We start from the raw sequence: 21873 nt of genomic DNA, 5'->3' as shown, positions 1-21873 counted from the left end.
CTACGGCCTCCCCTGCGGGTGGACGACCATCGCCGAGCCGCCGCCCCGCCGGGTGGTCTCGGCGGCCGCCAGCCAGCGGCCGTCCGGCAGCCGCTGGACGCCGGTCGCGGCGCCGATCTCCGGGTTCTGCCGGAACGCCTGCCCCAGGCCCTCCAGTTCGGTGCGCAGCGGACTGTTCCACAGCGCCGGTTCCAGCTCGGTCGTCGTCTGGTTGCGCTGGCTGGCGCGCGGCGCCTTGATCGCGTCGACCAGGGGCAGGCCCCGGTCCAAGTGGCCGATCAGGGTCTGCAGGACGGTGGTGATGATGGTCGCGCCGCCCGGGGAGCCCACGGCCAGGACCGGGCGGCCGTGCTCCAGGACGATGGTCGGGGACATGGACGAGCGCGGCCGCTTGCCCGGGCCGGGCAGGTTGGGGTCCGGGACGCCGGGGGCGGCCGGGGCGAAGGAGAAGTCGGTCAGCTCGTTGTTGAGCAGGAAGCCGCGCCCGGGGACCGTGATGGCGCTGCCGCCCGTGGACTCGATGGTCAGGGTGTACGAGACCACGTTGCCCCAGCGGTCGGCGACCGTCAGGTGCGTGGTGTTCTCCCCCTCGTAGGTGGTCGGGGCGGCCTGCCCGGTGCCGCCGCAGGCCGCCGGGTGACGCGGGTCGCCGGGGGCCAGCGGGCTGGTCAGGGTCGCGTCCGGCCGGATGAGGCAGGAGCGCGAGTCGGCGAACCGCTGGGAGAGCAGCTCGCGGGTCGGCACGTCCTGGGCGGCCGGGTCGCCGACCCAGCGCCCCCGGTCGGCGAAGGAGATCCGGGAGGCCTCGATGAACCGGTGCAGGTACTGGGCCTCGGAGAGCTTCGAGAGGTCGGTGCGCTCCAGGATGTTCAACGCCTCGCCGACGGTGGTGCCGCCGGAGGAGGAGGGCGCCATGCTGTAGACGTCCAGGCCGCGGTAGTTCACCTGGGTCGGGGCCTGCCGCTTCGTCCCGTACGCCCGCAGGTCGGCGGCGGTCAGGTCGCCGGAGCGGACCTTGCGGGTGGCGGCCGGGTCGACGGGGGGCTTGCGCACGGCCTGGACGATGTCGTCGGCGATCGGGCCCCGGTAGAGCGCCCCGGTGCCCTTGCGGGCGAGTTCGGCGTAGGTGGCGGCGAGGTCGGGGTTCTTGAACGTGGAGCCCACGACCGGGAGTTGCCCGCCGGGCAGGAACAGCTCGCGGGTGGCGGGGAAGTCCTTGAACCGGTCCTGGTTGGCCTGGGTCTGGGCCCGGAAGGTGGCGTCGACGGTGAAGCCGTCACGGGCCAGCTTCTCGGCCGGGCGCAGGAGTTGGGAGAGCGGCTTGCTGCCCCAGGCGTCGAGGGCGGTCTTCCAGGTGGCGGGGGTGCCGGGAACGCCGACACTGCGGCCGCTGGTCTGGCCCTCCTCGAAGGGGATGGGGACGCCGTTCTCCTGGAACAGGGTCGCGGTGGCCGTGGCGGGCGCGGTCTCGCGGCCGTCGATCGTCTGCACCCGGCGGGAGGCGGCGTCGTAGTAGACGAGGTACCCGCCGCCGCCCACGCCGGCCGAATAGGGTTCGGTGACCCCGAGCGCGGCGGCGGTGGCGACGGCCGCGTCCACGGCGTTGCCCCCGGCCCGCAGGACGGCGATCCCGGCCGCCGAGGCGTCGGCGTCGACACTGGCGACGGCCCCGCCGTAGCCGACGGCCACCGGCACCTTGGCCGGCGCGGCCTCCGCCGAGGGCGGGGCGGCGGCTCCGGTGGAGACGAGCGCCCCGGCGAGGGCTGCGAACGCTAACTGACGTGCTGCGGAAGCGCGCATCCGGTTCCTCCAGTCGACTGCCTGTCAGACCATGGACCGGCAGCCTAGCTTCGCCGCACCCTCCGCGTCATGGAGGCGGTCCGGCCGCTACCATCCGCCGCATGAACGACGACGTGCGCAACATCGTGCTCGGAGTGGTGGCGACCGCCATCAGCGGCGGCTCCGGCTGGTTCACCCGTACGTACCTGTGGCGCAGGGCGCTGCGCCGCAAGCAGGCCTTCTTCGGGCTGCCGGCCGGCTCGGACTGCCTGTTCGTGGTCAACCGGCAGATGGGCGGCACGGAATCCTCCCTGCACCGCAGCGACGCCTTCGCCCTGCTGGAGATATCGGCCCTGATCAAGGACTGCGGGGCGACGGTGCGGATCGTCACGCACGAGGCCCGCCAGGGATTCGGGGAGCGCGCCGAGTTCTGTGTCGGCGGCCCCGCGTCCAACTCCCGTACGGTGGCGCACCTGCAGTCGATGCTCCCCGGGGTGCGGGTCGACCTCTCCGCCGAACCGGGGCCGGCACACCGGGGGTCGATCAGCGTCGGCGGGGAGACCTACCGGTGGGAGCCCGGCCTGGTCGAGCACGTGCTGCTGGCTCGGCTGACGACGGACCAGGGCGCGCGGCCCGTGTTCCTGCTGTCGGGGCAGACCGCCAACAGCAACCAGGCCGCGGCCCGTTACCTGGCCCGCCACCACGAGAAGCTGGCCCGCACCCACCGCAACGCGCCGTTCTGCCTCATGCTGAAGGTGGTCAACTCCGATGCATACGGCCCGGACGTGACGGAGCTGGTCGCGGACGTCACCGCGGCGGCCCGGACACCCGTAGCGGCAGCCGCGTGATCCCGTTGATGAAGTTGGAGACCAGCCGGCGCGGCTCCCCGGCGAGTTCGGGCGCGGGCATGGCCGCGAGCCACTCCTCGTAGAGGGTGCGCAGCTGGAGCCGGGCGAAGTGGGCGCCCAGGCAGACGTGCGGGCCGTCGCCGAAGGAGACGTGCGGGTTCGGGGAGCGGCCGAGGTCCAGGCGGTGCGGGTCGGTGAAGACGCGTTCGTCGTGGTTGGCGGAGGCGTGGAAGACCACCACCTTGTCCCCGGCGCGGATCCGGGTCCCGGCGAGCTCGGTGTCCCGGGCGGCGGTGCGGCGGAAGCTGAGCACCGGCGGGTGGACGCGCAGCAGTTCCTCGACGGCCCGGTCGACCGGGACGCCGCCCTCGGCGAGGGTGCGGTAGGCGCCGGGGTCGCGGGCCAGGGCGAGGAGGCCGCCGGGGGCGGCGCTGCGGACGGTGTCGTTCCCGGCGACGGTCAGCAGGAAGAAGAACATCTCCAGTTCGGCGGGGTCGAGTCCGCCTCGGGCGAGGGCGGTCATCACGTCGTCGCCGGGGTGGCGGAGCTTGTGCGCGGCGAGTTCGCGGGCGTAGCCGAACATCTCGCCGAGCAGGGCCGGCGAGCGGGGGTTGAGCGGTCTGCCGTCGGGGCCGAGGAGCGGGGCGGGGGCGTCCTCGGGGTCCTGGTAGCCGATGACGCGTACGGTCCACTCCAGCAGCAGGCCCCGGTCGGCGGCCGGGACGCCCAGCAGGTCGGTGAGGTTCAGCAGGGCGTACTCGTCGGTGACGGCGCGGACCAGGTCGGCGGAGCCGTCCTCGGCCCCGTCCCGGGCGGCGGCCAGGAGCGTACGGGCGCGCTCGCGGACCCGGGCGCCGAAGGCGTCGACCCGGGCGGGGGTGAAGGCCCGGGAGACCAGGCGGCGCAGCCGGCCGTGCTGCGGAGGGTCCTGGTTGAGCATGGTGCGGCGCAGGAAGGGCAGGTCGGCGGGGTCGGGGTCGCGGATCTGGGTGGCGCCGAGCCAGGAGGAGTACGCGGTGTGGTCGCGCAGGACGCGGACGACGTCGGCGTGCCGGGTGACGGCCCGGAACCCGGTCCCGGCGGGCCATCCGTCCACCTCGGGCTCCTCCTGCCAGGCCACCGGGTACCGCTCGCGCAGCACCCGGTAGCTCTCGTGGGGGACGCCCGCGGCGTAGAGGCGCGGGTCGAACACGTCGGGCACGCCGGGCAGGCGGCGGGCGCCCGGGGCGGCGGGCCGGCCGGGCGGGGCGGAATCGGGTGCGGCGGGTTCCATGGTCCACAAGGTGACGGCACCCGGGGCACGACCGCAAGGGAACGACACGCCCGCCGGGCCTGACAGGCAAACCGGCCGGATCCCGCACCCGGCAGGGCAGGGCAGGGCCCGGCAAGCCGAGCCGGGCCCCGTGTGCACGCGCGGCGCGCGCCGGGCCGGGTAGCGCCAGGCACCGCGAAGGCGGGCCGGCCGCCCGAGCCACGCCGGGCACGGGCGTGGGGACGGACCGCCCGCGCTCGGCCGGAGCCGGCGAGCCCGCGGGACGGCCCGCTCCCCCACCCCCTGCCCGCACCGGCCGGTCAGTGCCCCGCGTCGCAGCCGGCCGGGTCCAGGGCCGTGTCGGTGCCGCGCAGGACCACCTCGTACAGCGGGTCCACCGTGGACAGGGCGCTGCACACCAGCTGGCGGCGGCCCAGCGGGTCGAGGCCGGCGACGGGGAAGGGCAGGCTCACCTCCAGCCGGTCGGTGACCGTCACGCTCACCCCGCCCTCGGCCGCGTCCTCCCCCAGCACCGGCACCCGGGTGCGCAGCCCCGCGTCCTGCTCCGCCGGGCCGGGTCCGCGCAGCAGTCCGATCACGCTGCCCCGGGGCCCGCCCTGGGTGTACTCGGGCTGCGGCGCGGGGGCCAGGCGCCCCTCGGGGGTGACGAAGTAGGCCGTGGCGGCTCCGGCCCGCGCGACGGCCACCCGTGCGGCGGCGCCGCTCTCCACGACCCCGGTGGGCTTGATCCCGCAGGCGGTGGCCGCGAGCAGCGGGGCCAGCAGGGCGGCGGCCACGGCCGGGCGGCGCAGCGGCCGCGGGCTCACGGGGCGGCCTCCAGCGGCATGTCGAGGGTGAACACCGCTCCCCCGAAGCCGTCCGCCCCCTCGGGGGCGTTGGCGGCGCCGAGGGTGCCGCCGTGCAGCCGGACGTTCTCCAGGCTGATCGCGAGGCCGAGGCCGCTCCCGGCGGAGCGGGTGCGGGCGGCGTCGGCCTTGAAGAAGCGGTCGAAGATGTGCGGCAGCACCTCGGGGCCGATGCCGGGCCCGCTGTCGGCGACCTCCACGACGAGCCGCTCCCCCTCCGCCGCCGGGGCGGTGCGCACGGCGACCCGTACCGGGGCGGCGCCGTGCCGCAGCGCGTTGCCGACCAGGTTGGCGAGGACCACGTCGAAGCGGCGGGGGTCGAGGCGGGCCCGGACCCCGTCGGGCAGGTCGGTGACGACCCGTCCGTCGTCCCAGTGGCGGCGCTGGAGGGTCTTGCCCACGGCCTCGGCCACGTCCACCTCGTCGAGGTTGAGTCCGGCGGCGCGGGCGTCGAAGCGGGAGATCTCCATCAGGTCCTCGACGAGCACGGCGAGTTTGCCGGTCTCGGCGCTGATCAGCCGCAGCGCCTTGGCGGTGTCGGGGTCGAGCTGTTCGGCGTCCTCGTCGAGGACCTCGGTGACGGCGAGCATCCCGGCGAGCGGGGTGCGCAGTTCGTGGGAGACGTCGGCGGCGAACCGGCGGGCCCGGGCCTCGGCCTCCCGCAGTTCGGCCACGGACTCCTCCAGGGCTCCCGCGGTCTCGTTGAAGGTGCGGGCCAGGCCCGCGAGTTCGTCGGCGCCGCGGACCTCGATCCGGGTGTCGAGGCGGCCGCGGCCCAGGTTCTGGGCGGCGCGGCGCATGTCGCGCACGGGCCGCAGCACGCTGCGCGCGGCGAGCAGGGCGGGGACGACCGAGATGGCCAGGCCCGGGACGGCGCCCTGTTTGGCGGCCTGGACCATGGCGTCGACGGTCTGCTGTTCGGTGGAGAGCGGCATGACGGCGTAGAGGACGGCTCCGGTGGCCTCGCGGGCACCGTTGTGGAGGAAGACGGCGGGCATGCCGATGGTCAGGTAGGGCTCGCCGCGGTCGTCGGTGACCCGCTGGAAGGCGCCGTGGGGGTGGGTGGACACCTGGGTGCGCAGGGTGTCGGTGACGACGTCGGAGACGGCGGGGCCGAGGTCGGCGGAGGTGGCGCGCAGGGTGCCGTACTCGCCGAAGACCACCCAGGGGTGGGGTTTGCCGCGCCGGCCGACGTCGTCGACGACGCGCTGGAGCTGGCGCTGGTCCAGCGGGAGGGTCAGGGCCACGGCCTCCAGCTGTTCGCGCAGGGTGCCGACGGCGGTGTCCTGGCTCTGGGTGAGGACGGCGCTGCGCGCCTGCCGGTAGGTGAGGGCGGCGGTGCTGACCGCGCAGATCGCGGCGACCAGGAGGAACGCGGCGATCAGGCGGGTGCGCAGGCCGAAGGGCGCGCGGCTGGACACAGGGGTCTCCTAGAGCGGCCCGAAGCGGTAGCCGAAGCCCCGCACCGTCTGTATGTAGCGGGGGCCGTGGGCGGGGTCCTCGATCTTGTGGCGCAGCCGGCGGACGCAGGCGTCCACGAGCCGGGCGTCGGCGTGGTAGCTGTGCTCCCACACGCCCTCCAGCAGCTGCTGGCGGGAGAAGACCTGTTCCGGGTCGGCCGACAGGTGGAGCAGGAGTTTGATCTCGCTGGGGGCGAGGGCGAGCCGTTCGCCGTTCCTGGAGACGGTCAGTCCGGCGCGGTCGACGGTGAGCTCGCCGTGGTGTTCCACGCCGGGGCGGCCGTCGGGCGCGGGTCGGCGGCGCAGCACGGCGCGGACGCGGGCTTCGATGATGGCGGTGCGGGCGGGTTTGACGATGTAGTCGTCGGCTCCGGCCTCCAGGCCGACGACGATGTCGAAGTCGTCGCCGCGCGCGGTGAGCATGATGATCGGGACGAGGCTGGTCTCGCGGATCCGGCGGCAGACCTGGACGCCGTTGATCCCGGGGAGCATCAGGTCGAGCAGGACGAGCTCGGGGTGGAAGGCGCCCATCAGGGCGAGGCCTTCCTCCCCGGTGCCGGCGGCTCTGACCTCGTGTCCCTTGCGGCGCAGGCCGAGGGCGACTCCTTCCCGGATGGAAGGGTCGTCCTCGATCAGCAGTACGCGTGGCATCCGGTCCAGTATCCCAAGGTGCTCTGTCGCCTTTCCTCCGCTATCGGCCGGTCTTGCGGCGCAGGGAGTCCAGCAGGTCGGTGATCTCCGTCAGGCGCAGGGGCCTGGCGAGGAGTACGACGACCAGGGCGAGCGCCGCGGTTCCCGCCCCGGCCGCGGCGAAGGCGCCCAGGCCGTCGGCGGCGCGGGCGGCCGCGTACCCGGCGGCGGCCGCGGGCAGGCAGGCGGCGAGCAGCCGCAGGTGGGTGCGCAGGGCGGTGGCCCCGCGGGGGGCGGGGCGCGGGCCGAGCCTGCGGGAGAGGACGAGGGCGGTGACGGCGGCGCCGCCGATGAAGGCGAGGGAGGTGGCGGCGGCCATGCCGGTGACCGCCCAGCGGGCGGGCAGCAGCAGGTAGGCGGCGTAGGAGAGGCCTGCGTTGAGGGCCACGACGACCAGGTTGAGGAAGAAGGGGGTGCGGGTGTCGGAGAGGGCGTAGAAGCCGCGGGCGAGCACGTACTGGGCGGAGTAGGCGACCAGGCCGGGGGCGAAGGCCATGAGCATGCCGGCCATGGCGGTGACGCCTTCGGTGGTGACGGATCCGTATCCGGAGACGCAGTCCATCACCCAGGGGGCGAGCGCGGCGAAGAGGGTCGCCGCGGGCAGGACGAGGGCGGCGCTGGAGCGCAGGGCGTAGGAGACGTCCCGGCGGACGGCGCCGAGGTCGCCGGAGGCCGCGGCGGAGCTCATCCGGGGCATGAGGGCGGTGACCAGGGAGACGGTGACGATGCCCTGCGGGACGATCCACAGCTGGTAGGCGCTGCTGTAGGCGGCGTAGCCGAAGCCGGCGCCGCCCGGCTGGTCCTGGACGGTGGTCGAGAGGCTGGTCACCACCCAGTAGGCGAACTGGTTGGTGAGCACGAGCATGACCAGCCAGCCCGCGTTGCGCAGGGGCCGGGTGAGGCCGCTGCCGCGCCAGTCGAAGCGGGGGCGCCAGCGGAAGCGGGCGGCGCGCAGGGCGGGGACCAGGGCGAGGGCCTGGACGACGATGCCGGCGGTCGTACCGAGGCCGAGCAGCCGGGTCTCGGCGGCGGTGAGGCCGCCGCGGCCGCCGCCGGAGGCGTAGAGGAACCAGCCGAAGACGGCGATGATCACGAAGTTGTTGAGGACCGGCGTCCACATCATCGCGCCGAACCGGCCGCGGGCGTTCAGGACCTGGCCGAGGAGGGTGAACAGGCCGTAGAAGAGGATCTGCGGCAGGCAGAAGCGGGCGAGGGCGACGACCGTGCTGCGCTCCGCGTCCGTATAGGAGGCGGGGGTGTACGCGTCGACGACCAGCGGGGCGGCGAGGACGGCGGCGGCGGTGAGGACGAGGAGCGCCACCGTGCAGGCGGTCAGCAGCCGGTCGGTGTACGCGGCCCCGCCGTCGCGGTGCTCCTTGGCCGCGCGGACCAGCTCGGGGACGAAGACGGCGTTGAGCGCGCCGCCTATGAGCAGCATGTAGATGATGTTCGGCACGGTGTTGGCGACGGCGTAGCCGTCACCGAGGAACGCGGTGCCCAGCGCGGCGAGGACCACCGCGGAGCGGACGAAGCCAGTGGCGCGGGAGACGACGGAGCCGGCCGCCATGAGGGCGCCGCTGCGCAGCACCGAGGTCTTCGCGGGACTGCGCCCCGAAGCCGGAGCCGGTGGGTCCGCCGCGTCCGGCCTGGTGTCGGTGGCTGTCACGCGGGTCTCCCAGTGGTTCGGGTGTGCGGGGTCGAAGGGGGAGGGTACCCCGCGCGGGGCGGCGGTCCGTGCCCCGGAATTCGCGTCCGTCAGGTGCTGTTCGCCCCTTTCCGGGTGGCCGAAGGTCCTTTATCCGCAGCCGACACGGTTTTCGGACAGGGGCCTTGAGGACCGGTCACCGCCCCGCCCCTAAGCGGAATGTGACCGTTCGGCAACCGTTTCGCTGCGGCCCATGTCACAACGGCGATCGCGAGCTTTTCCGGGGAATCCGCAACCTAAAGTCGTCCCGTTCACTCCTCCCTTGTGGACGATCATTGCTTCGGAGGGATTTTCCTTGAGCCGCTCACGCCGTACCGCACTCCCGCGCCGCCGGGCCCGCCATGCCGCGCTCGCCGGCACCGCGCTGCTGGCCGCCGCGCTGACCGCCTGCTCGGGCGGCTCCGGCGACGGTGCGGACGGCGGCGGCAAGGCCGCGGACGCGAAGAACAAGGCGCCCATGGCCGTGTCGGTGAACCTGACGGACGGCCAGGTCAAGTCGGGTGAGCCGGTCAAGGTGACCCTCGCCGACGGCAAGCTGGCCCAGGTGAAGGTGACGGACGGCAAGGGCGGGGAGCTGGCCGGGCAGATCGCCTCCGACGGCAAGAGCTGGACCTCGGGCCGCAACGCCGCACCCAACACGGACTACAAGGTCGAGGCGCAGAACACCGACAGCCAGAGCGCCGGCACACAGTTCAAGACCTCGGCCGCCGACAAGGTGAACAAGGTCTCCATCAACATCCCGAAGGACAGCACGGTCGGGGTCGCGATGCCGGTCTCGCTCGTCTTCGACAATCCGGTGAAGAACAAGGCCGAGGTCGAGAAGCAGCTGAAGGTGACCACCTCGAACAACACCGAGGGTTCCTGGGGCTGGGTCAAGGACTATTCCGGCAACGACCGCGTGGACTGGCGGCCCAAGGACTACTGGAAGTCCGGCACCGACGTGAAGGTGGAAATGAACCTGAACGGCGTGGACTCCGGCGCCGGCGGCGGACTCTTCGCCCGTGATTACACCACCGAGTTCAAGATAGGCAAGGACCACCGGATGGAGGTCAGCCTCGACACCAAGAAGATGTCCGTCACCGAGGACGGCAAGGTCGTCAAGACGGTTCCCGTCTCGGCGGGGACTCCGGGCGGCGAGAAGGCCTCCTGGTCCGGGAAGATGGTGCTGATGGCCAAGGAGGGCACCATCTTCATGGACTCCCAGACGGTGGGCCTCGGCAACTCCTACGCCAAGATGGTCGACTACTCGATGCGGCTGACCTGGTCGGGCATGTACGTGCACGCCGCACCGTGGAACGACGACAAGTTCGGCAAGACCAACGCCAGTTCCGGTTGCGTGGGGATGAGCGACGCCAACGCCAAGGCCGTATACGAGCAGGCGCAGCCGGGCGACCCGCTGGAGGTGGTCGGCAGCGGCTCGAAGGGCAAGGCGGACGTCGGCAACGGCTACGGCGAGTGGAACCTGTCCTGGGACCAGTGGAAGGCCAAGAGCGCGCTGACCGGAGCCACCCAGGCGGGCTGACGGCCCTGCGGGGACGCGGGCGGAGCCTGACGTTCCACCAATTGTTACCGCTACGTAACTTACTGGCGGGTTACCTCGAGTAAGCCCCTCCCGTTACCGTCGGGTCACTTTCGGACACCGGCGCACGCGAGGAGCGTTCGATGAGAGCCCGCCCCCACACCGCAGCGGCAGCGGCCGCCCTGATCGCGGCGACCGCCCTGGGCCTGGCCCCGCACCAGGCCCGGGCGGCGACCGCCGCCACCCCGCAGCCCTCCCCCCAGGCGTCGTCGCCGGACCTGACCTTCCACGACATCCCCGGCTCCGGCGGCATCACCCTCAAGGGCAACGTCTTCACCCCGGCCGGCGCGGAAGCGGGCCGGCGGTACCCGCTGATCGTGCTCCCCACCAGCTGGGGCATGCCGCAGGTCGAGTACCTCGCCCAGGCCAAGCAGCTGGCCGACTCCGGCTACACCGTGGTGAGTTACACCTCGCGCGGCTTCTGGCTCTCCGGCGGGCAGATCGAGACGGCCGGCCCGGCCGACGTCGCCGACGTCTCCGCCGTCATCGACTGGGCCCTCGCCCACACCCCCGCCGACCCGGACCACGTCGGCCTGGGCGGGGTCTCGTACGGCGCGGGCATCAGCCTGCTGGCCTCCGCGCACGACCCCCGCGTCAAGGCCGTGGTCGCGCTCAGCGGCTGGGCCGACCTCATCGAGTCCATCTACTCCGGCCGCACCCAGCACCTCCAGGCCGCCGGACTGCTCGGCGCCGCCGGCTACCTCACCGGCCGCCCCGGACCCGAACTCCAGAAGGTCCTCGGCGACTTCCTGGGCTCCCGCCTGGAGAACGAGCAGGCGATGATCGACTGGGGCCGCAAGCGCTCCGCCGCCGGGCAGGTCGACCGGATCAACGCCAACGGCGCCGCGGTCATGCTGGGCAACGCCTGGGGCGACACCATCTTCCCGCCCAACCAGTACGCGGACTTCTTCGAGAAGCTCACCGGCCCCAAGCGCCTGGAGTTCCGCCCCGGCGACCACGCCACCGCCGAGGCGACCGGCCTGCTCGGACTGCCCGACGACACCTGGACCGACGCCCACCGCTGGTTCGACCGCTACCTCAAGGGCGAGCGCAACGGGGTGGACACCGAGGCCCCCGTCCGGATCAAGTCCCGCAGCACCGGCGGCTACGAGGACTACCCGGACTGGAAGTCGGTCGGCGCCGGCGGCGAGGAGCGGATCCCGCTGGACGGCAGCGAACACCTCTGGGCGAACGTCGACTCCGGCGCCGACGGCGGGGTCGTCCTGCTGTCCAGCGTCCTCGACCAGTTCGCCAAGGCGCCCCCGGTCGTCTCCGTCCCGCTGCTGCCGCGCGCCTTCGCCGCCGTCTGGCAGTCCCCGCGCTACGAGCGGGAGCGCCGCGTGCGCGGCACCGTCCGGCTGCACACCACCGTCACCCCCACCAAGGGCGACGGGACCTTCGTCGCCTACCTCTACGACGTCGGCCCCCTCGGCGTCGGCAAACTGGTCAGCAACGCCCCGTACACCTTCCACGGGAAGACCCCCGGACAGTCCTTCGGCGTGGACCTGGACCTCTTCTCCACCGCCTACGACGTGCCCGAGGGCCACCGGCTCGCCCTCGTCGTCGACACCGTCGACCCGCTCTACATCGAGCACAACCCCACCGGCGCGCAGCTGACCTTCTCCTCGCCGCGCACCGACCCCTCGTACCTCTCGGTGCCCCTGCGCGAGCAGTGATCGCCGGCTGCCGCCGGGGGGCCGCGCGCCTACCTCCCCGGCAGCACCGGCCCCGGCTCGGCGGGTGCGACCTCGACGGCCCTGGTCTTGAGGCTGCGGCGCTCCCGCCGGGCCACCCAGGTGGCCAGCCAGGAAAGGAGCATGCACATCCCGATGTAGATCGGCGAGATGATCATCACCACGGGGATGAACGGCAGGTCGTAGTCCAGGTTCGAGGCGATCAGCTTCCCCGCGTGCAGGAACTCCTCGTAGGTGATCAGGTAGCCGAGCGAGGTGTCCTTCAGGGCCACCACCAGCTGGCTGATGATCGTCGGCAGCATCGCCCGGACCGCCTGCGGCGCCAGCACGAAGGTCATCACCTGGGTCTTGCGCATGCCGAGCGCGTACGCGGCCTCGCGCTGCCCCCGCTCGACGGAGTTGATGCCCGTGCGGAAGACCTCGGCCAGTACCGAGCCGTTGTACAGGGTCAGCCCCGCCACCAGGGCGGGCAGCGGCTGCACCTTCAGCGCGACGAAGATGAAGAAGATCATCACCAGCACGGGCATGGCCCGGAAGAACTCCACGCACAGCGTGGCCAGCCAGCGCACCGGCCGGTGCACCGAGAGCCGGCCGGTGGCCAGCACCGCGCCCAGCACCAGCGAGAGCACCGACGCGTACAGGAAGGCCTTGAGGGTGTTGGCCAGGCCCTTGAGCAGCAGGTCCTGGATGCCCTCGTAGGCGAAGGGGCGCCACTTGGCGGCGGTGAACTGGTGGGTGTCGAACAGCAGGTAGAGGATCCAGGCGAGCAGGCCGAGGATCACCACCGTCGAGACGATCCCGTAGAGGAAGTGGCGGCGCAGGGTGTTCGGGCCGGGCAGGTCGTAGAGGGCGGTGGACTGCTGGTCCCCGTGCAGCGCGTGGGCGGTCATCGGGCGACTCCGTAGCGCTTCTCCAGCACGTTGAAGATCGCGCTGATGGACAGGGTGATGATCAGGTAGCCGACGGCGATCCAGACGAAGGTCCAGATGATGCTGTAGCCCAGCTCGTTGAGGGTCTTGTAGGTGCCCAGCAGCTCGGTGACGCTGAAGGCGCCGGCGATGGCCGAGTTCTTGGCGAGGGCGATCAGCGTGGAGCCGATGGGCGGGATGACGGAGCGGAAGGCCTGCGGCAGCACGACCGTGCCCAGGGTCTGGCCGAAGGTCATCCCGAGGCTGCGGGCGGCCTCCCCCTGCCCCTTGGGCACGGTGTTGATGCCCGAGCGCAGGGCCTCGCAGATGAAGGCCGAGGTGTAGCAGCCGAGCGCGAGGACGGCGAACAACTGGAACGGCAGGACCAGTCCGAAGCGCGGCAGGCCCAGCAGCACGGCGAAGAACAGCAGCGTGAGCGGGGTGTTGCGCAGCACGGTCACCCAGACCGTGCCGAAGACCCGGAAGGAGCCGACGGGCGCGACGCGGAAGGAGGCCATCAGGAAGCCGAGGACCAGGGCGAGCAGCGAGGCGTAGACGGTGAGCTCGACGGTGCCGAGGAAGCCCTTGCCGTAGAGCGCGAAGTTCTCGGTGAGTACGTCCATGGTGGTGCGCTCTCCCCTCAGCCCGCGGGGTAGCGGTCGATGGCGGGCGGTTGCGGGGCGGGCTGGCCGGAGAGGCCGAGGGTGGCCTCGTAGGCCTTCTTCCAGTCGCCGTTCTTCTCGTGCGCCTCCAGGGCGTCGTCGAGGGCGAAGCGCAGGGCGTTGTCGGAGCGGGGGACGCCGATGCCGTAGGGCTCCTCGGAGAAGGGCTTGCCGACGACCTTGAGTTCCTCGGGGACCTTGGCGGCGTAGCCGAGGAGGATGGAGTCGTCGGTGGAGACGGCGTCGACCTGGTAGGTCAGCAGGTTGTCCACGCAGACCGAGTAGGTGTCGTAGGCGACGAGCACGGCCTTGGGGTAGTCGCTCTGGAGGCGCTGGTACGGGGTGGATCCGGCGGCCGAGCAGACCCGCTTGCCGGCGAGGTCCTCCGGTCCCTTGATGTCCTTCTCGTTCCGGCGGACCAGCAGGGACTGGCCGGCCAGGTAGTAGGGCCCGGCGAAGCCGACCTGCTTCTTGCGCTTGTCGTTGATCGTGTAGGTGCCCACGTAGTAGTCGATCTGACCGTTCTGCAGGGCGGTCTCGCGGTTGGCGGAGGCGATGGTCTTGAACTCGATCGTCTTGGGGTCGAAGCCGAGCGAGGCGGACATCATCTTGGCGATCTCGATGTCGAAGCCGGAGTAGCGGCCGCTGGCGGGGTCCTTCTCCCCCATGTACGGCTGGTCCTCCTTGGCCCCGACCACCAGGTGGCCGCGCCGCTTCGCTTTCTCCCAGGTGGGCGAGGCGGGCAGGGTGAAGCCGGTGTCCACGTGGTAGACGGGCAGGTCCTCGGGCTGCGGGCCCTTGACCGGGGGGCTGCCGCTCCTGCCGCAGCCGGAGGCGGCCGCGAGCAGGACGAGGGCCAGGGCGAGGGCGCGCAGGGTGTGCTTCATCGGGCCGCCCCTCAGTGCTTGAGGATCTTGGAGAGGAAGTCCCGGGCCCGCTCGCTCTCCGGGGCGGTGAAGAACGCCTCCGGGGTGCGGTCCTCGATGATCCTGCCGTCCGCCATGAACACGACGCGGTTCGCGGCGGAGCGGGCGAAGCCCATCTCGTGGGTGACCACCACCATGGTCATGCCCTCGGCGGCGAGCTGCTGCATGACCTCCAGCACCTCGTTGATCATCTCGGGGTCGAGGGCGGAGGTGGGCTCGTCGAAGAGCAGGGCCTTGGGGTTCATGGCCAGGGCGCGGGCGATGGCCACGCGCTGCTGCTGTCCGCCGGAGAGCTGGGCGGGGAACTTCTCCGCCTGACCGGCGAGGCCGACCCGCTCCAGGAGTTCCCGGGAGCGCTTGTCGGCCTCCTCCCTCCCCCGCTTCCTGACCTTGACCTGGGCCAGGGAGACGTTGGCGAGGACGGTCTTGTGCGCGAAGAGGTTGAAGGACTGGAAGACCATGCCGACCTCGGCGCGCAGCTGGGCCAGTTCCTTGCCCTCGGCGGGCAGCGGCCGGCCGTCGAGGAGGATCTCGCCGGACCCGATGGTCTCCAGGCGGTTGATGGTCCGGCAGAGGGTGGACTTCCCGGAGCCGGAGGGGCCGATGATCACCACCACCTCCCCGCGGCCGACGGTGAGGTTGATGTCCTGGAGGACGTGCAGATTCCCGTAGTGCTTGTTGACGTCCCGCAGCTCGATCAACGGTTCGACGGCCATACGCTGCCCTGCCCACTTGTCGGTGTGTCGAGGTCAGCGCAAACTATCCAGCGCGTGCAGGGCACTTCACCACGACACGCCCGAAAGGTACATAAAGCACATCGGCTCTTTGATGCGGCCCCCAGGGAGCGGCGGCGTGCTCAGCCCTCGGAGGCCTCGGCGTAGGCCTGGCTGAGCTCGGGGGATCCGGTCATCGCCCAGGACACCCCCGACTCCACCACGTTCAGCTCCCGCCCCGAGGCCAGCCGGATCACTGGCTGGCCGCCCGGCCGGATCTGCCAGCCGGTGCCGGGCACGGTCCGGACGATCACGGTCCCCAGGTAGAAGCCCGCGTCGTTGCCGAGCCAGGGCACCGCCTCCGGGTCGCGGCGCCAGCGGGGCATCAGCTGGTCCAGGGCCTCCAACGAGGCCGGGGTCTGGTCCAGTTCCAGTCCCGCGGACCTCGCCTGGACGCGCAGCAGCTCGCACTCCGCGAACAGTTCGCCGATGCCCTCGGGATCCTCCGCGAGGGCGGCGGCCAGTCCCGCGGCGCCGTGTTCCGTATCGTCCCGGTGGAGCCAGTTGGCCAGGAAGGGGATGCGCATACCGACCAGCGTGGCACCCGGACGCGCCGCCGGCCACAGGGCGCGCCCCGGTTCCGGAGGCTTCTACAGGTCGAGGTCGACCACGACCGGGGCGTGGTCGGAGGCGCCCTTGCCCTTGCGCTCCTCGCGGTCCACGTAGGCGTCCTTGACGGCCTTGGCGAAGGGCTCGTTGCCGTACACCAGGTCGATGCGCATGCCCCGGTTCTTGGGGAAGCAGAGCTGGCGGTAGTCCCAGTACGTGTACGGGCGGTCGTACTTGAGCGGGCGCGGCACCACGTCGGTCAGGCCGGCGCCGCGCAGCGCCTCCAGGGCGGCGCGCTCGGCCGGGGTGACGTGGGTCAGGCCCTCGAAGACGGCCGGGTCGTACACGTCCTCGTCGGTGGGGGCCACGTTGTAGTCGCCGAGCACCGCGAAGGGGCGGGGGCCGGCCGCGTCCTCGGCGACGGCGGCGGTCAGGGCGCGGAACCAGTCCAGCTTGTAGCCGTAGTGGTCGTGCTCGACCTCGCGGCCGTTGGGCACGTACACCGACCAGACGCGCACCCCGCCGCAGGTGGCGGAGATCGCCCGGGGCTCCTGCACGCCCTCGTAGTCCGGGCCGCCGGGCAGCCCGACCACGACGTCCTCCAGCCCGACCCTGGACAGCAGGGCAACGCCGTTCCACCGGCCGGTGGCGTTGACGGCCGACTCGTAGCCCAGCTCGCGCAGCGCGTCGGCCGGGAACTGCTCGGCCGTGCACTTGGTCTCCTGGACGCAGAGCACGTCGGTGCCGGAGGACTCCAGCCAGGCGAGCAGGCGGGGCAGCCGGGCGGTGATCGAGTTGACGTTGAACGTGGCGATACGCATGCCCACCAACCTACCGCCCGCCGCCGACAGTCAGAGGGCGGCGCTCTCGCCGGCCCCGAGGCGGCTGTGAGGGGCGCCGCCGAGGTTGGCCAGGGCGGTGTCGTAGATCGGCCGGGCGATGTCCGCGAGGTAGGCGTCGTGGATGTCGATCGCCCGGCGCGGCTTGACCTCGCGCACGTAGTCGATCACTTCGGCGATCTTGTTCCAGGGGGCGTGCACCGGCAGCATCAGGGTGTCGACGGGGGCGCCGGGGACGGTCAGCGCGTCCCCGGGGTGGAAGAGGGAGCCCTCGACGAGGTAGCCGACGTTGGTGACGCGCGGGACGTCCGGGTGGATCTCGGCGTGCAGTTCGCCGTGGACCTGGACCTCGAACCCGGCGGCGGTGAAGGTGTCCCCGTGGCCCACGGTGTGCACCCGGCCCGGATAGGCGGCGGCCATCCGCTCCGCGACGCTGCGCAGGGTCCACAGGCCCGCCGCCGGGTTGGCGTCGAGCGCGGCGCGCAGCCGGCCCTCGTCGAAGTGGTCGGGGTGCTCGTGGGTGACCAGCAGGGCGTCGGCCCCGAGGCCCGCGTCCGGTTCGCTGAAGGCGCCCGGGTCGATGACGAGCGTGTGCCCGTCCTTCTCCAACTGGACGCAGGAGTGCAGCCGCTTGGTGAGCTTCATGATCCCCACCCTATGCGGCCCGGGTTACGGAACGGTGGTGGAGACCACGTAGACGCGGGGGGCCTCGGGGTTGGTGAAGTCGACCGTGACGTCCCGGGTGGGGCGCGGGTCCTGGGCTTCCAGCGTGGTCCCGGACCACTGGTGCTCCGGGCTCCAGCTCCAGCCCGCCACGTGCGCGTCGCGCTCGGAGACCGAGACGCCCGGGGTCAGCGCCCCGCGGCTGGTGCCGACGTCGGCCAGGAAGGTGTCCAGCTGCTGGGGGGTGACCTGGAACTGGACGTACAGCCGGCTGGTGTGCCAGTTGTTGGTCTCCAGGTAGCCGACGTGCGAGGCCATCAGCGGGATCGGCACCTCGTAGATGCTGCGCTGCACCTTGGACGGCCAGTCCGGGCGGACCTTGACGGCGCCGACCCGCGCCGCCTTGTCCCGGCCGCTCTCGCGGCTCTGCTGGGCGGAGATGGCCAGGTAGCCGGCCGGGACGCCGACGAGGAGCAGGATGACGATCGCGGTGATCCAGCGCCGTCGCACGGTACGGCGCCGCTCCTCGGCGGTGGGCGGCCGGTCGCCGCCGGCCTCGGGCGAGGAGGCCTGGCGGGGCAGGATGGGGGGTGTCACGGCTGCTGTTCCTGGTCCTCGGGGCCGGCGGCGCCGCGCCGGCCGAACTGCGCGTAGCGCTCGTGGCGCTCGACGCGCCGGCGGGTGGCGCGCCGGAAGCGGCGGGCGACCAGCCGGGCGAGGTCGGCGGCGCCGACCATGCCCGCCTCGGGGCCCAGCTCGGCCTTGGTGATGCGGGCCTCGGGGCGGTAGCCGCGGCCGGTGAGGTGGCGCCGGAAGGCGTCCCGGGCGGGGCCGATGAGCAGGTCGTCGGCGGCGCTGACGCCGCCGCCGATGACGAAGCACGAGGGGTCGAGGGCGGCGGCGAGGTTGGCGATGCCGACGCCGAGCCACTGGCCGATGTCCTGGAGCAGCTCGACGCACATGGCGTCGCCCTCGCGGGCCAGCTCGGTGATCAGCGGCCCGGTGATCTCGTGGACGTTGCCGCCGACCTTGGCGATGATGTTGTACGCGACCGGGGAGTCGGCGGCCGCCAGTTCGCGGGCCTCGCGGACCAGGGCGTTGCCGGAGCTGTACTGCTCCCAGCAGCCGCGGTTGCCGCAGGGGCAGCGGTGTCCGCCGGGGACGACCTGCATGTGGCCGAACTCGCCGGCCACCCCGTAGCGGCCGCGCTTGACCTGGCCGCCCTCCAGGATGGCCCCGCCGATGCCGGTGCCCAGCGTGATCATGACCAGGTGGTCCTCGCCGCGGCCGGCGCCGAAGCGCCACTCGGCCCAGGCGGCGGTGTTGGCGTCGTTGTCCACCATGACCGGGACCGCGAGGCGGGACTGGAGGGCGTCGCGCAGGGGCTCGTCCCGCCAGGCGAGGTGGGGGGCGAACAGGACCCGGGAGCGGTCGGCGTCGACCCAGCCGGCCGCGCCGATGCCCACCGCGTGCACGTCGTGCCGGTCGGAGAGGTCCAGGACCAGCTCCACGATGGTGTCCTCGACGACCTTGGGGCTCTTGGACTTGTCGGGGGTCTCGGTGCGGATCTTCTCCAGGATGACCCCGTCGGCGTCGACGACGCCGGCCATCACCTTGGTGCCGCCGATGTCGATGCCGACCGTCGGGACGCGCGGGGCGGTCAGGTGGGAGCGGCGCTCACGGGTCCCGATGGTCCGCAGGACGGTGCCTCGCGCCGACCCGCGGTGGGTGAGCGAGAAGTCCCGGTAGGTGGTCATCGAGTCGTGTCGTCCCTGTCGGAGGCGGTGGCGGGGGTGGCGGGGAGGGGGCCGGACGGGGTGTCCGGTGCTGATTCTGCCACCCGCTCCAGTTCGTGGCTCAGCTCCTCCAGCTCGGAGCCCCCGGCCATCTGCCGGGTGAGCTCGTCGAGGGTGATGGAGTCGCGGGTGTGACTGCCCGCCATGGTGCCGCGCTTGAGGAGGACGAAGCGGTCCCCGACCAGGTGGGCGTGGTGCGGGTTGTGGGTGATGAGGACCACGCCGAGGCCGGCGTCGCGGGCCGCGGCGACGTACTTGAGGACCACGCCGGACTGCTTGACGCCGAGCGCGGCGGTGGGCTCGTCCAGGACGAGGACCTTCGCGCCGAAGTGGACGGCGCGGGCGATGGCCACGCACTGGCGCTCGCCGCCGGACAGGGTGCCGATGGGCTGGTCCACGTCCCGCAGGTCGATGCCCATGCGCAGCAGCTCGGCGCGGGTGGTCTCGCGCATGAGGGCCACGTCGAGGCGGCGGAAGGGACCGCGGCCCCTGGTCGGCTCGGAGCCGAGGAAGAAGTTCCGCCAGACCGGCATCAGGGGGACGACGGCCAGGTCCTGGTAGACGGTGGCGATGCCGCGGTCCAGGGCGGCGCGCGGGTTGGCCAGGACGGTCTCCTCGCCCTCGATCTCGAAGGTTCCGGCGTCGTGCCGGTGCAGCCCCGCGATGATCTTGATGAGGGTGGACTTGCCGGCGCCGTTGTCGCCGAGGACGCAGGTGATCTCGCCGGCCGACACCTCCAGGGAGACGTCGCGCAGGGCGCGGATGTTGCCGTAGTACTTGCTGACGCCGGTCAGCTTGACCAGGGGCTCGCTCATGACCGTGCCTCCGCCCGCTTGCGGACCCATGCGTTGAGCAGCGTGGCGAGCAGCAGCATGGCGCCGAGGAAGAACTTGAACCAGTCGGGGTTCCACTGGGCGTAGACGATGCCGTTGCTGGCCATGCCGAAGATGAAGGCGCCGACGGCCGAGCCGATCGCGGAGCCGTAGCCGCCGGTCATCAGGCAGCCGCCGATGACGGCCGCGATGATGTAGAGGAACTCGTTCCCGACGCCCTCCCCCGACTGGACGACGTCGAAGGAGAAGAGGATGTGCTGCCCGGAGATCCAGGCGCACAGGGCGACGCCCATGTAGAGGCCGATGCGGGTCTTGACGACGGGGACGCCGGTGGCGCGGGCCGCGTCGGCCCCGCCGCCCACGGCGAAGATCCAGTTCCCGGCGCGGGTGCGCAGCAGGATCCAGGTGGCGACGGCGACCAGGGCCAGCCACCACAGGATGGTGACCTTGAGGGTGACCGAGCCGACGTTCCACTGGGAGGCGAACAGGGCGCGGGCGGAGGGGAAGCCCTCCATGTCGGCGATGGTCTTGGTGGAGACGGTGCCGCTGATCAGCTTGGTGAAGCCGAGGTTCAGGCCGGTCAGCATGAGGAAGGTGCCGAGCGTGATGATGAAGCTGGGCAGCTTGGTGCGGGTCAGCATGAACCCGTTGAAGAACCCGATGGCGAGGGTGACCAGCAGGGACACCCCGACGCCGACCCAGACGTTGGCGGTCATCTGGTAGCTGAACATCGAGCTGAACAGCGCCGAGGTGGTCACCATGACGCCGGCGGACAGGTCGAACTCGCCGCCGATCATCAGCAGGGCCACCGGGACGGCCATGATCCCGATGGTGGAGGCCGAGTACAGGACCGTGCTGAGGCTGGCGGCCTTCAGGAAGCTGTCGGCGGCGAAGGAGAAGAACACGAAGACGGCGGCGGCGCCGACGACCGCGCCGAGCTCGGGGCGGCCCAGCAGCCGGCGCACGTAGGAGACGGGGGCGAGCCGTTCGTCGGAGGCGGGGGCGGGGGCGGCGGCGCTCATCGGCTGCCCCGCTTGATGAACGGCTCCAGCTTGGCGACCTGGTCGGCGGTGACGATCTGCGGCCCGGTCAGCACCGGGCGGCCGCCGCCGAGCACGTCCCCGTTGTAGCGGTAGAGCCACAGCAGGTCGACGGCCTCGTAGCCCTGCAGGTAGGGCTGCTGGTCGACGGCGAAGCCCAGGGCGCCGGACTTGAGGTCGCGGGCGACGGACTCGTTGAGGTCGAAGGTGTCCACCTCGGCCTTGCTGCCCGCCGCCTCCTTGGCCTTGACGGCGGTGGGGGCGAAGGGGGCGCCCAGGGTGAGGATGCCGTCGACGGACGGGTCGGCCTGGAGCTTGGCCTGGATGGCGGCCTGGACGGAGGGCATGTTGGTGCCCTCGACGTAGAGGTTCTCCATGGTGCCGCCGAAGGTCTTCTTCGCCCCCGCGCAGCGCTGCTCGTGGCCGACGTTGCCCTGCTCGTGCAGGACGCAGACCGCCTTCTTCAGGCCCCGCTTGGTCATCTCGGTGCCGACGGCCTCGCCCGCGATCTCCTCGTCCTGGCCGATGTGGGCCAGCGCCCCGTACGCGGCGGACTGGGCGGAGCCGGAGTTGACCGTGATCACGGGGATCCCCGCCTTCACCGCCTTGCCGACGACGTCCTTGAGGGCCTCGGGCTTGGCGAGGCTCACGATGATCCCGTCGACCTTCTGGTCGATGGCGTTCTGCACGAACTGGGCCTGCTGCTGCGCCTGGTCGTCGTGCGAGTAGACGAAGTTGATGTTGTCCTTCGCCGACGCCTCCTTGGCGCCCTTCTGCACGATGTCCCAGAAGGTGTCGCCGTCGCCCGCGTGCGTGACCATCGCGAAGGTCCAGCGCGGCGTGGACACGGCGGGCCGGCCCGCCTCCGCGGCCTTCGCCCGTTCCTCGGCACGCTTGCCGCCCGTGCTGCTGCAGCCCGCGAGGGAGGCCCCCAGTACCGCCGCGAGGACGGCGCCGACGACGCGTACCCCTGTCCGAACCCTAGCCACGTCCCCGTGCCCTTCCCTCGTC

General features: G+C 72.3%; 21 protein-coding genes. 3 read left to right on the top strand and 18 right to left on the bottom strand.

The window, feature by feature from the left end:
* Positions 1-1800, bottom strand: a complete 1800-nt coding sequence (ggt, locus tag ACFVXK_RS01480; protein WP_389609266.1) for a gamma-glutamyltransferase — start codon at positions 1798-1800, stop codon at positions 1-3.
* 101 nt (positions 1801-1901) lie between these two features.
* Here ggt and ACFVXK_RS01475 point away from each other — a divergent pair, with 101 nt between their 5' ends.
* Complete coding sequence (locus ACFVXK_RS01475) at positions 1902-2627, top strand: hypothetical protein (RefSeq protein WP_389609265.1); 726 nt, start codon at positions 1902-1904, stop codon at positions 2625-2627.
* Here ACFVXK_RS01475 and ACFVXK_RS01470 read toward each other — a convergent pair.
* The 5 genes from ACFVXK_RS01470 to murJ all read right to left on the bottom strand — a co-directional run bounded on the left by ACFVXK_RS01470 (position 2587) and on the right by murJ (position 8561).
* Positions 2587-3900 (bottom strand): cytochrome P450, encoded by a 1314-nt coding sequence (locus tag ACFVXK_RS01470; RefSeq protein ID WP_389609263.1) that lies wholly within the window; start codon positions 3898-3900, stop codon positions 2587-2589. The two genes, ACFVXK_RS01475 and ACFVXK_RS01470, sit on opposite strands and share 41 nt — an antisense overlap.
* Before the next feature lie 299 nt (positions 3901-4199).
* Positions 4200-4706, bottom strand: a complete 507-nt coding sequence (locus ACFVXK_RS01465) for a hypothetical protein (RefSeq protein ID WP_389609261.1) — start codon at positions 4704-4706, stop codon at positions 4200-4202.
* Positions 4703-6166, bottom strand: coding sequence for an ATP-binding protein (locus tag ACFVXK_RS01460; protein WP_389609260.1), 1464 nt, complete (start codon positions 6164-6166; stop codon positions 4703-4705). The genes ACFVXK_RS01465 and ACFVXK_RS01460 overlap by 4 nt, the downstream gene beginning before the upstream one ends.
* Positions 6167-6175: 9 nt before the next feature.
* Complete coding sequence (locus ACFVXK_RS01455; RefSeq protein WP_389609259.1) at positions 6176-6856, bottom strand: response regulator; 681 nt, start codon at positions 6854-6856, stop codon at positions 6176-6178.
* A 40-nt stretch (positions 6857-6896) separates the two neighbouring features.
* Positions 6897-8561 carry a murein biosynthesis integral membrane protein MurJ gene (gene murJ / locus ACFVXK_RS01450; protein WP_389609258.1) on the bottom strand — a complete coding sequence of 555 codons (1665 nt, stop codon included), beginning with the start codon at positions 8559-8561 and terminating at the stop codon, positions 6897-6899.
* Between the two features lie 334 nt (positions 8562-8895).
* Here murJ and ACFVXK_RS01445 point away from each other — a divergent pair, with 334 nt between their 5' ends.
* Both ACFVXK_RS01445 and ACFVXK_RS01440 read left to right on the top strand, forming a co-directional pair.
* Entirely contained in the window at positions 8896-10122 is a 1227-nt protein-coding gene (locus tag ACFVXK_RS01445) for an Ig-like domain-containing protein (protein WP_389609256.1), read from the top strand.
* A gap of 140 nt (positions 10123-10262) precedes the next feature.
* A complete protein-coding gene (locus ACFVXK_RS01440; RefSeq protein ID WP_389609255.1) occupies positions 10263-11855 on the top strand; it encodes an alpha/beta fold hydrolase in 1593 nt (530 codons plus the stop codon).
* Between the two features lie 29 nt (positions 11856-11884).
* Here ACFVXK_RS01440 and ACFVXK_RS01435 read toward each other — a convergent pair whose 3' ends face one another.
* The 12 genes from ACFVXK_RS01435 to ACFVXK_RS01380 form a co-directional block, all read right to left on the bottom strand.
* Positions 11885-12763 (bottom strand): amino acid ABC transporter permease, encoded by an 879-nt coding sequence (locus tag ACFVXK_RS01435; RefSeq protein ID WP_389609253.1) that lies wholly within the window; start codon positions 12761-12763, stop codon positions 11885-11887.
* A complete protein-coding gene (locus ACFVXK_RS01430; RefSeq protein WP_389609251.1) occupies positions 12760-13404 on the bottom strand; it encodes an amino acid ABC transporter permease in 645 nt (214 codons plus the stop codon). Before ACFVXK_RS01430 ends, ACFVXK_RS01435 begins: the two co-directional genes overlap by 4 nt.
* Positions 13405-13421: 17 nt before the next feature.
* Positions 13422-14330: a glutamate ABC transporter substrate-binding protein gene (locus tag ACFVXK_RS01425; protein ID WP_389609249.1), complete on the bottom strand. Its 909-nt coding sequence runs from the start codon at positions 14328-14330 to the stop codon at positions 13422-13424.
* A gap of 11 nt (positions 14331-14341) precedes the next feature.
* Positions 14342-15085, bottom strand: coding sequence for an amino acid ABC transporter ATP-binding protein (locus ACFVXK_RS01420; RefSeq protein ID WP_389609247.1), 744 nt, complete (start codon positions 15083-15085; stop codon positions 14342-14344).
* A gap of 140 nt (positions 15086-15225) precedes the next feature.
* A complete protein-coding gene (locus tag ACFVXK_RS01415) occupies positions 15226-15669 on the bottom strand; it encodes a DUF6278 family protein (protein WP_389609246.1) in 444 nt (147 codons plus the stop codon).
* A gap of 63 nt (positions 15670-15732) precedes the next feature.
* On the bottom strand, positions 15733-16512 hold the full coding sequence (locus tag ACFVXK_RS01410) for an exodeoxyribonuclease III (protein WP_389609244.1): 780 nt from the start codon (positions 16510-16512) through the stop codon (positions 15733-15735).
* Positions 16513-16542: 30 nt separating this feature from the next.
* Complete coding sequence (locus tag ACFVXK_RS01405; RefSeq protein WP_389609242.1) at positions 16543-17175, bottom strand: MBL fold metallo-hydrolase; 633 nt, start codon at positions 17173-17175, stop codon at positions 16543-16545.
* Positions 17176-17199: 24 nt separating this feature from the next.
* Positions 17200-17790, bottom strand: coding sequence for a hypothetical protein (locus ACFVXK_RS01400; RefSeq protein WP_389609241.1), 591 nt, complete (start codon positions 17788-17790; stop codon positions 17200-17202).
* A complete protein-coding gene (locus ACFVXK_RS01395; protein ID WP_389609239.1) occupies positions 17787-18950 on the bottom strand; it encodes an ROK family glucokinase in 1164 nt (387 codons plus the stop codon). The genes ACFVXK_RS01400 and ACFVXK_RS01395 overlap by 4 nt, the downstream gene beginning before the upstream one ends.
* Positions 18947-19804 carry an ATP-binding cassette domain-containing protein gene (locus ACFVXK_RS01390; protein WP_389609237.1) on the bottom strand — a complete coding sequence of 286 codons (858 nt, stop codon included), beginning with the start codon at positions 19802-19804 and terminating at the stop codon, positions 18947-18949. The genes ACFVXK_RS01395 and ACFVXK_RS01390 overlap by 4 nt, the downstream gene beginning before the upstream one ends.
* A complete protein-coding gene (locus tag ACFVXK_RS01385; protein ID WP_389609236.1) occupies positions 19801-20844 on the bottom strand; it encodes an ABC transporter permease in 1044 nt (347 codons plus the stop codon). Before ACFVXK_RS01385 ends, ACFVXK_RS01390 begins: the two co-directional genes overlap by 4 nt.
* Positions 20841-21851: a sugar ABC transporter substrate-binding protein gene (locus ACFVXK_RS01380; protein ID WP_389609234.1), complete on the bottom strand. Its 1011-nt coding sequence runs from the start codon at positions 21849-21851 to the stop codon at positions 20841-20843. The genes ACFVXK_RS01385 and ACFVXK_RS01380 overlap by 4 nt, the downstream gene beginning before the upstream one ends.
* Positions 21852-21873: the final 22 nt, after the last annotated feature.

This window comes from Streptomyces sp. NPDC058157 (genome assembly GCF_042884105.1).
GTDB lineage: Bacteria > Actinomycetota > Actinomycetes > Streptomycetales > Streptomycetaceae > Streptomyces.
The sequence above is the reverse complement of the archived record's forward strand: the minus strand, read 5'-3'. Positions and strand labels throughout refer to the sequence as shown.

Coding starts and splice junctions, on each gene's coding strand:
- ggt (WP_389609266.1), bottom strand. CDS start 1,800: ATGCGCGCTTCCGCAGCACGTCAGTTAGCGTTCGCAGCCCTCGCCGGG.
- ACFVXK_RS01475 (WP_389609265.1), top strand. CDS start 1,902: ATGAACGACGACGTGCGCAACATCGTGCTCGGAGTGGTGGCGACCGCC.
- ACFVXK_RS01470 (WP_389609263.1), bottom strand. CDS start 3,900: ATGGAACCCGCCGCACCCGATTCCGCCCCGCCCGGCCGGCCCGCCGCC.
- ACFVXK_RS01455 (WP_389609259.1), bottom strand. CDS start 6,856: ATGCCACGCGTACTGCTGATCGAGGACGACCCTTCCATCCGGGAAGGA.
- ACFVXK_RS01440 (WP_389609255.1), top strand. CDS start 10,263: ATGAGAGCCCGCCCCCACACCGCAGCGGCAGCGGCCGCCCTGATCGCG.
- ACFVXK_RS01435 (WP_389609253.1), bottom strand. CDS start 12,763: ATGACCGCCCACGCGCTGCACGGGGACCAGCAGTCCACCGCCCTCTAC.
- ACFVXK_RS01430 (WP_389609251.1), bottom strand. CDS start 13,404: ATGGACGTACTCACCGAGAACTTCGCGCTCTACGGCAAGGGCTTCCTC.
- ACFVXK_RS01425 (WP_389609249.1), bottom strand. CDS start 14,330: ATGAAGCACACCCTGCGCGCCCTCGCCCTGGCCCTCGTCCTGCTCGCG.
- ACFVXK_RS01420 (WP_389609247.1), bottom strand. CDS start 15,085: ATGGCCGTCGAACCGTTGATCGAGCTGCGGGACGTCAACAAGCACTAC.
- ACFVXK_RS01415 (WP_389609246.1), bottom strand. CDS start 15,669: ATGCGCATCCCCTTCCTGGCCAACTGGCTCCACCGGGACGATACGGAA.
- ACFVXK_RS01410 (WP_389609244.1), bottom strand. CDS start 16,512: ATGCGTATCGCCACGTTCAACGTCAACTCGATCACCGCCCGGCTGCCC.
- ACFVXK_RS01405 (WP_389609242.1), bottom strand. CDS start 17,175: ATGAAGCTCACCAAGCGGCTGCACTCCTGCGTCCAGTTGGAGAAGGAC.
- ACFVXK_RS01395 (WP_389609239.1), bottom strand. CDS start 18,950: ATGACCACCTACCGGGACTTCTCGCTCACCCACCGCGGGTCGGCGCGA.
- ACFVXK_RS01390 (WP_389609237.1), bottom strand. CDS start 19,804: ATGAGCGAGCCCCTGGTCAAGCTGACCGGCGTCAGCAAGTACTACGGC.
- ACFVXK_RS01385 (WP_389609236.1), bottom strand. CDS start 20,844: ATGAGCGCCGCCGCCCCCGCCCCCGCCTCCGACGAACGGCTCGCCCCC.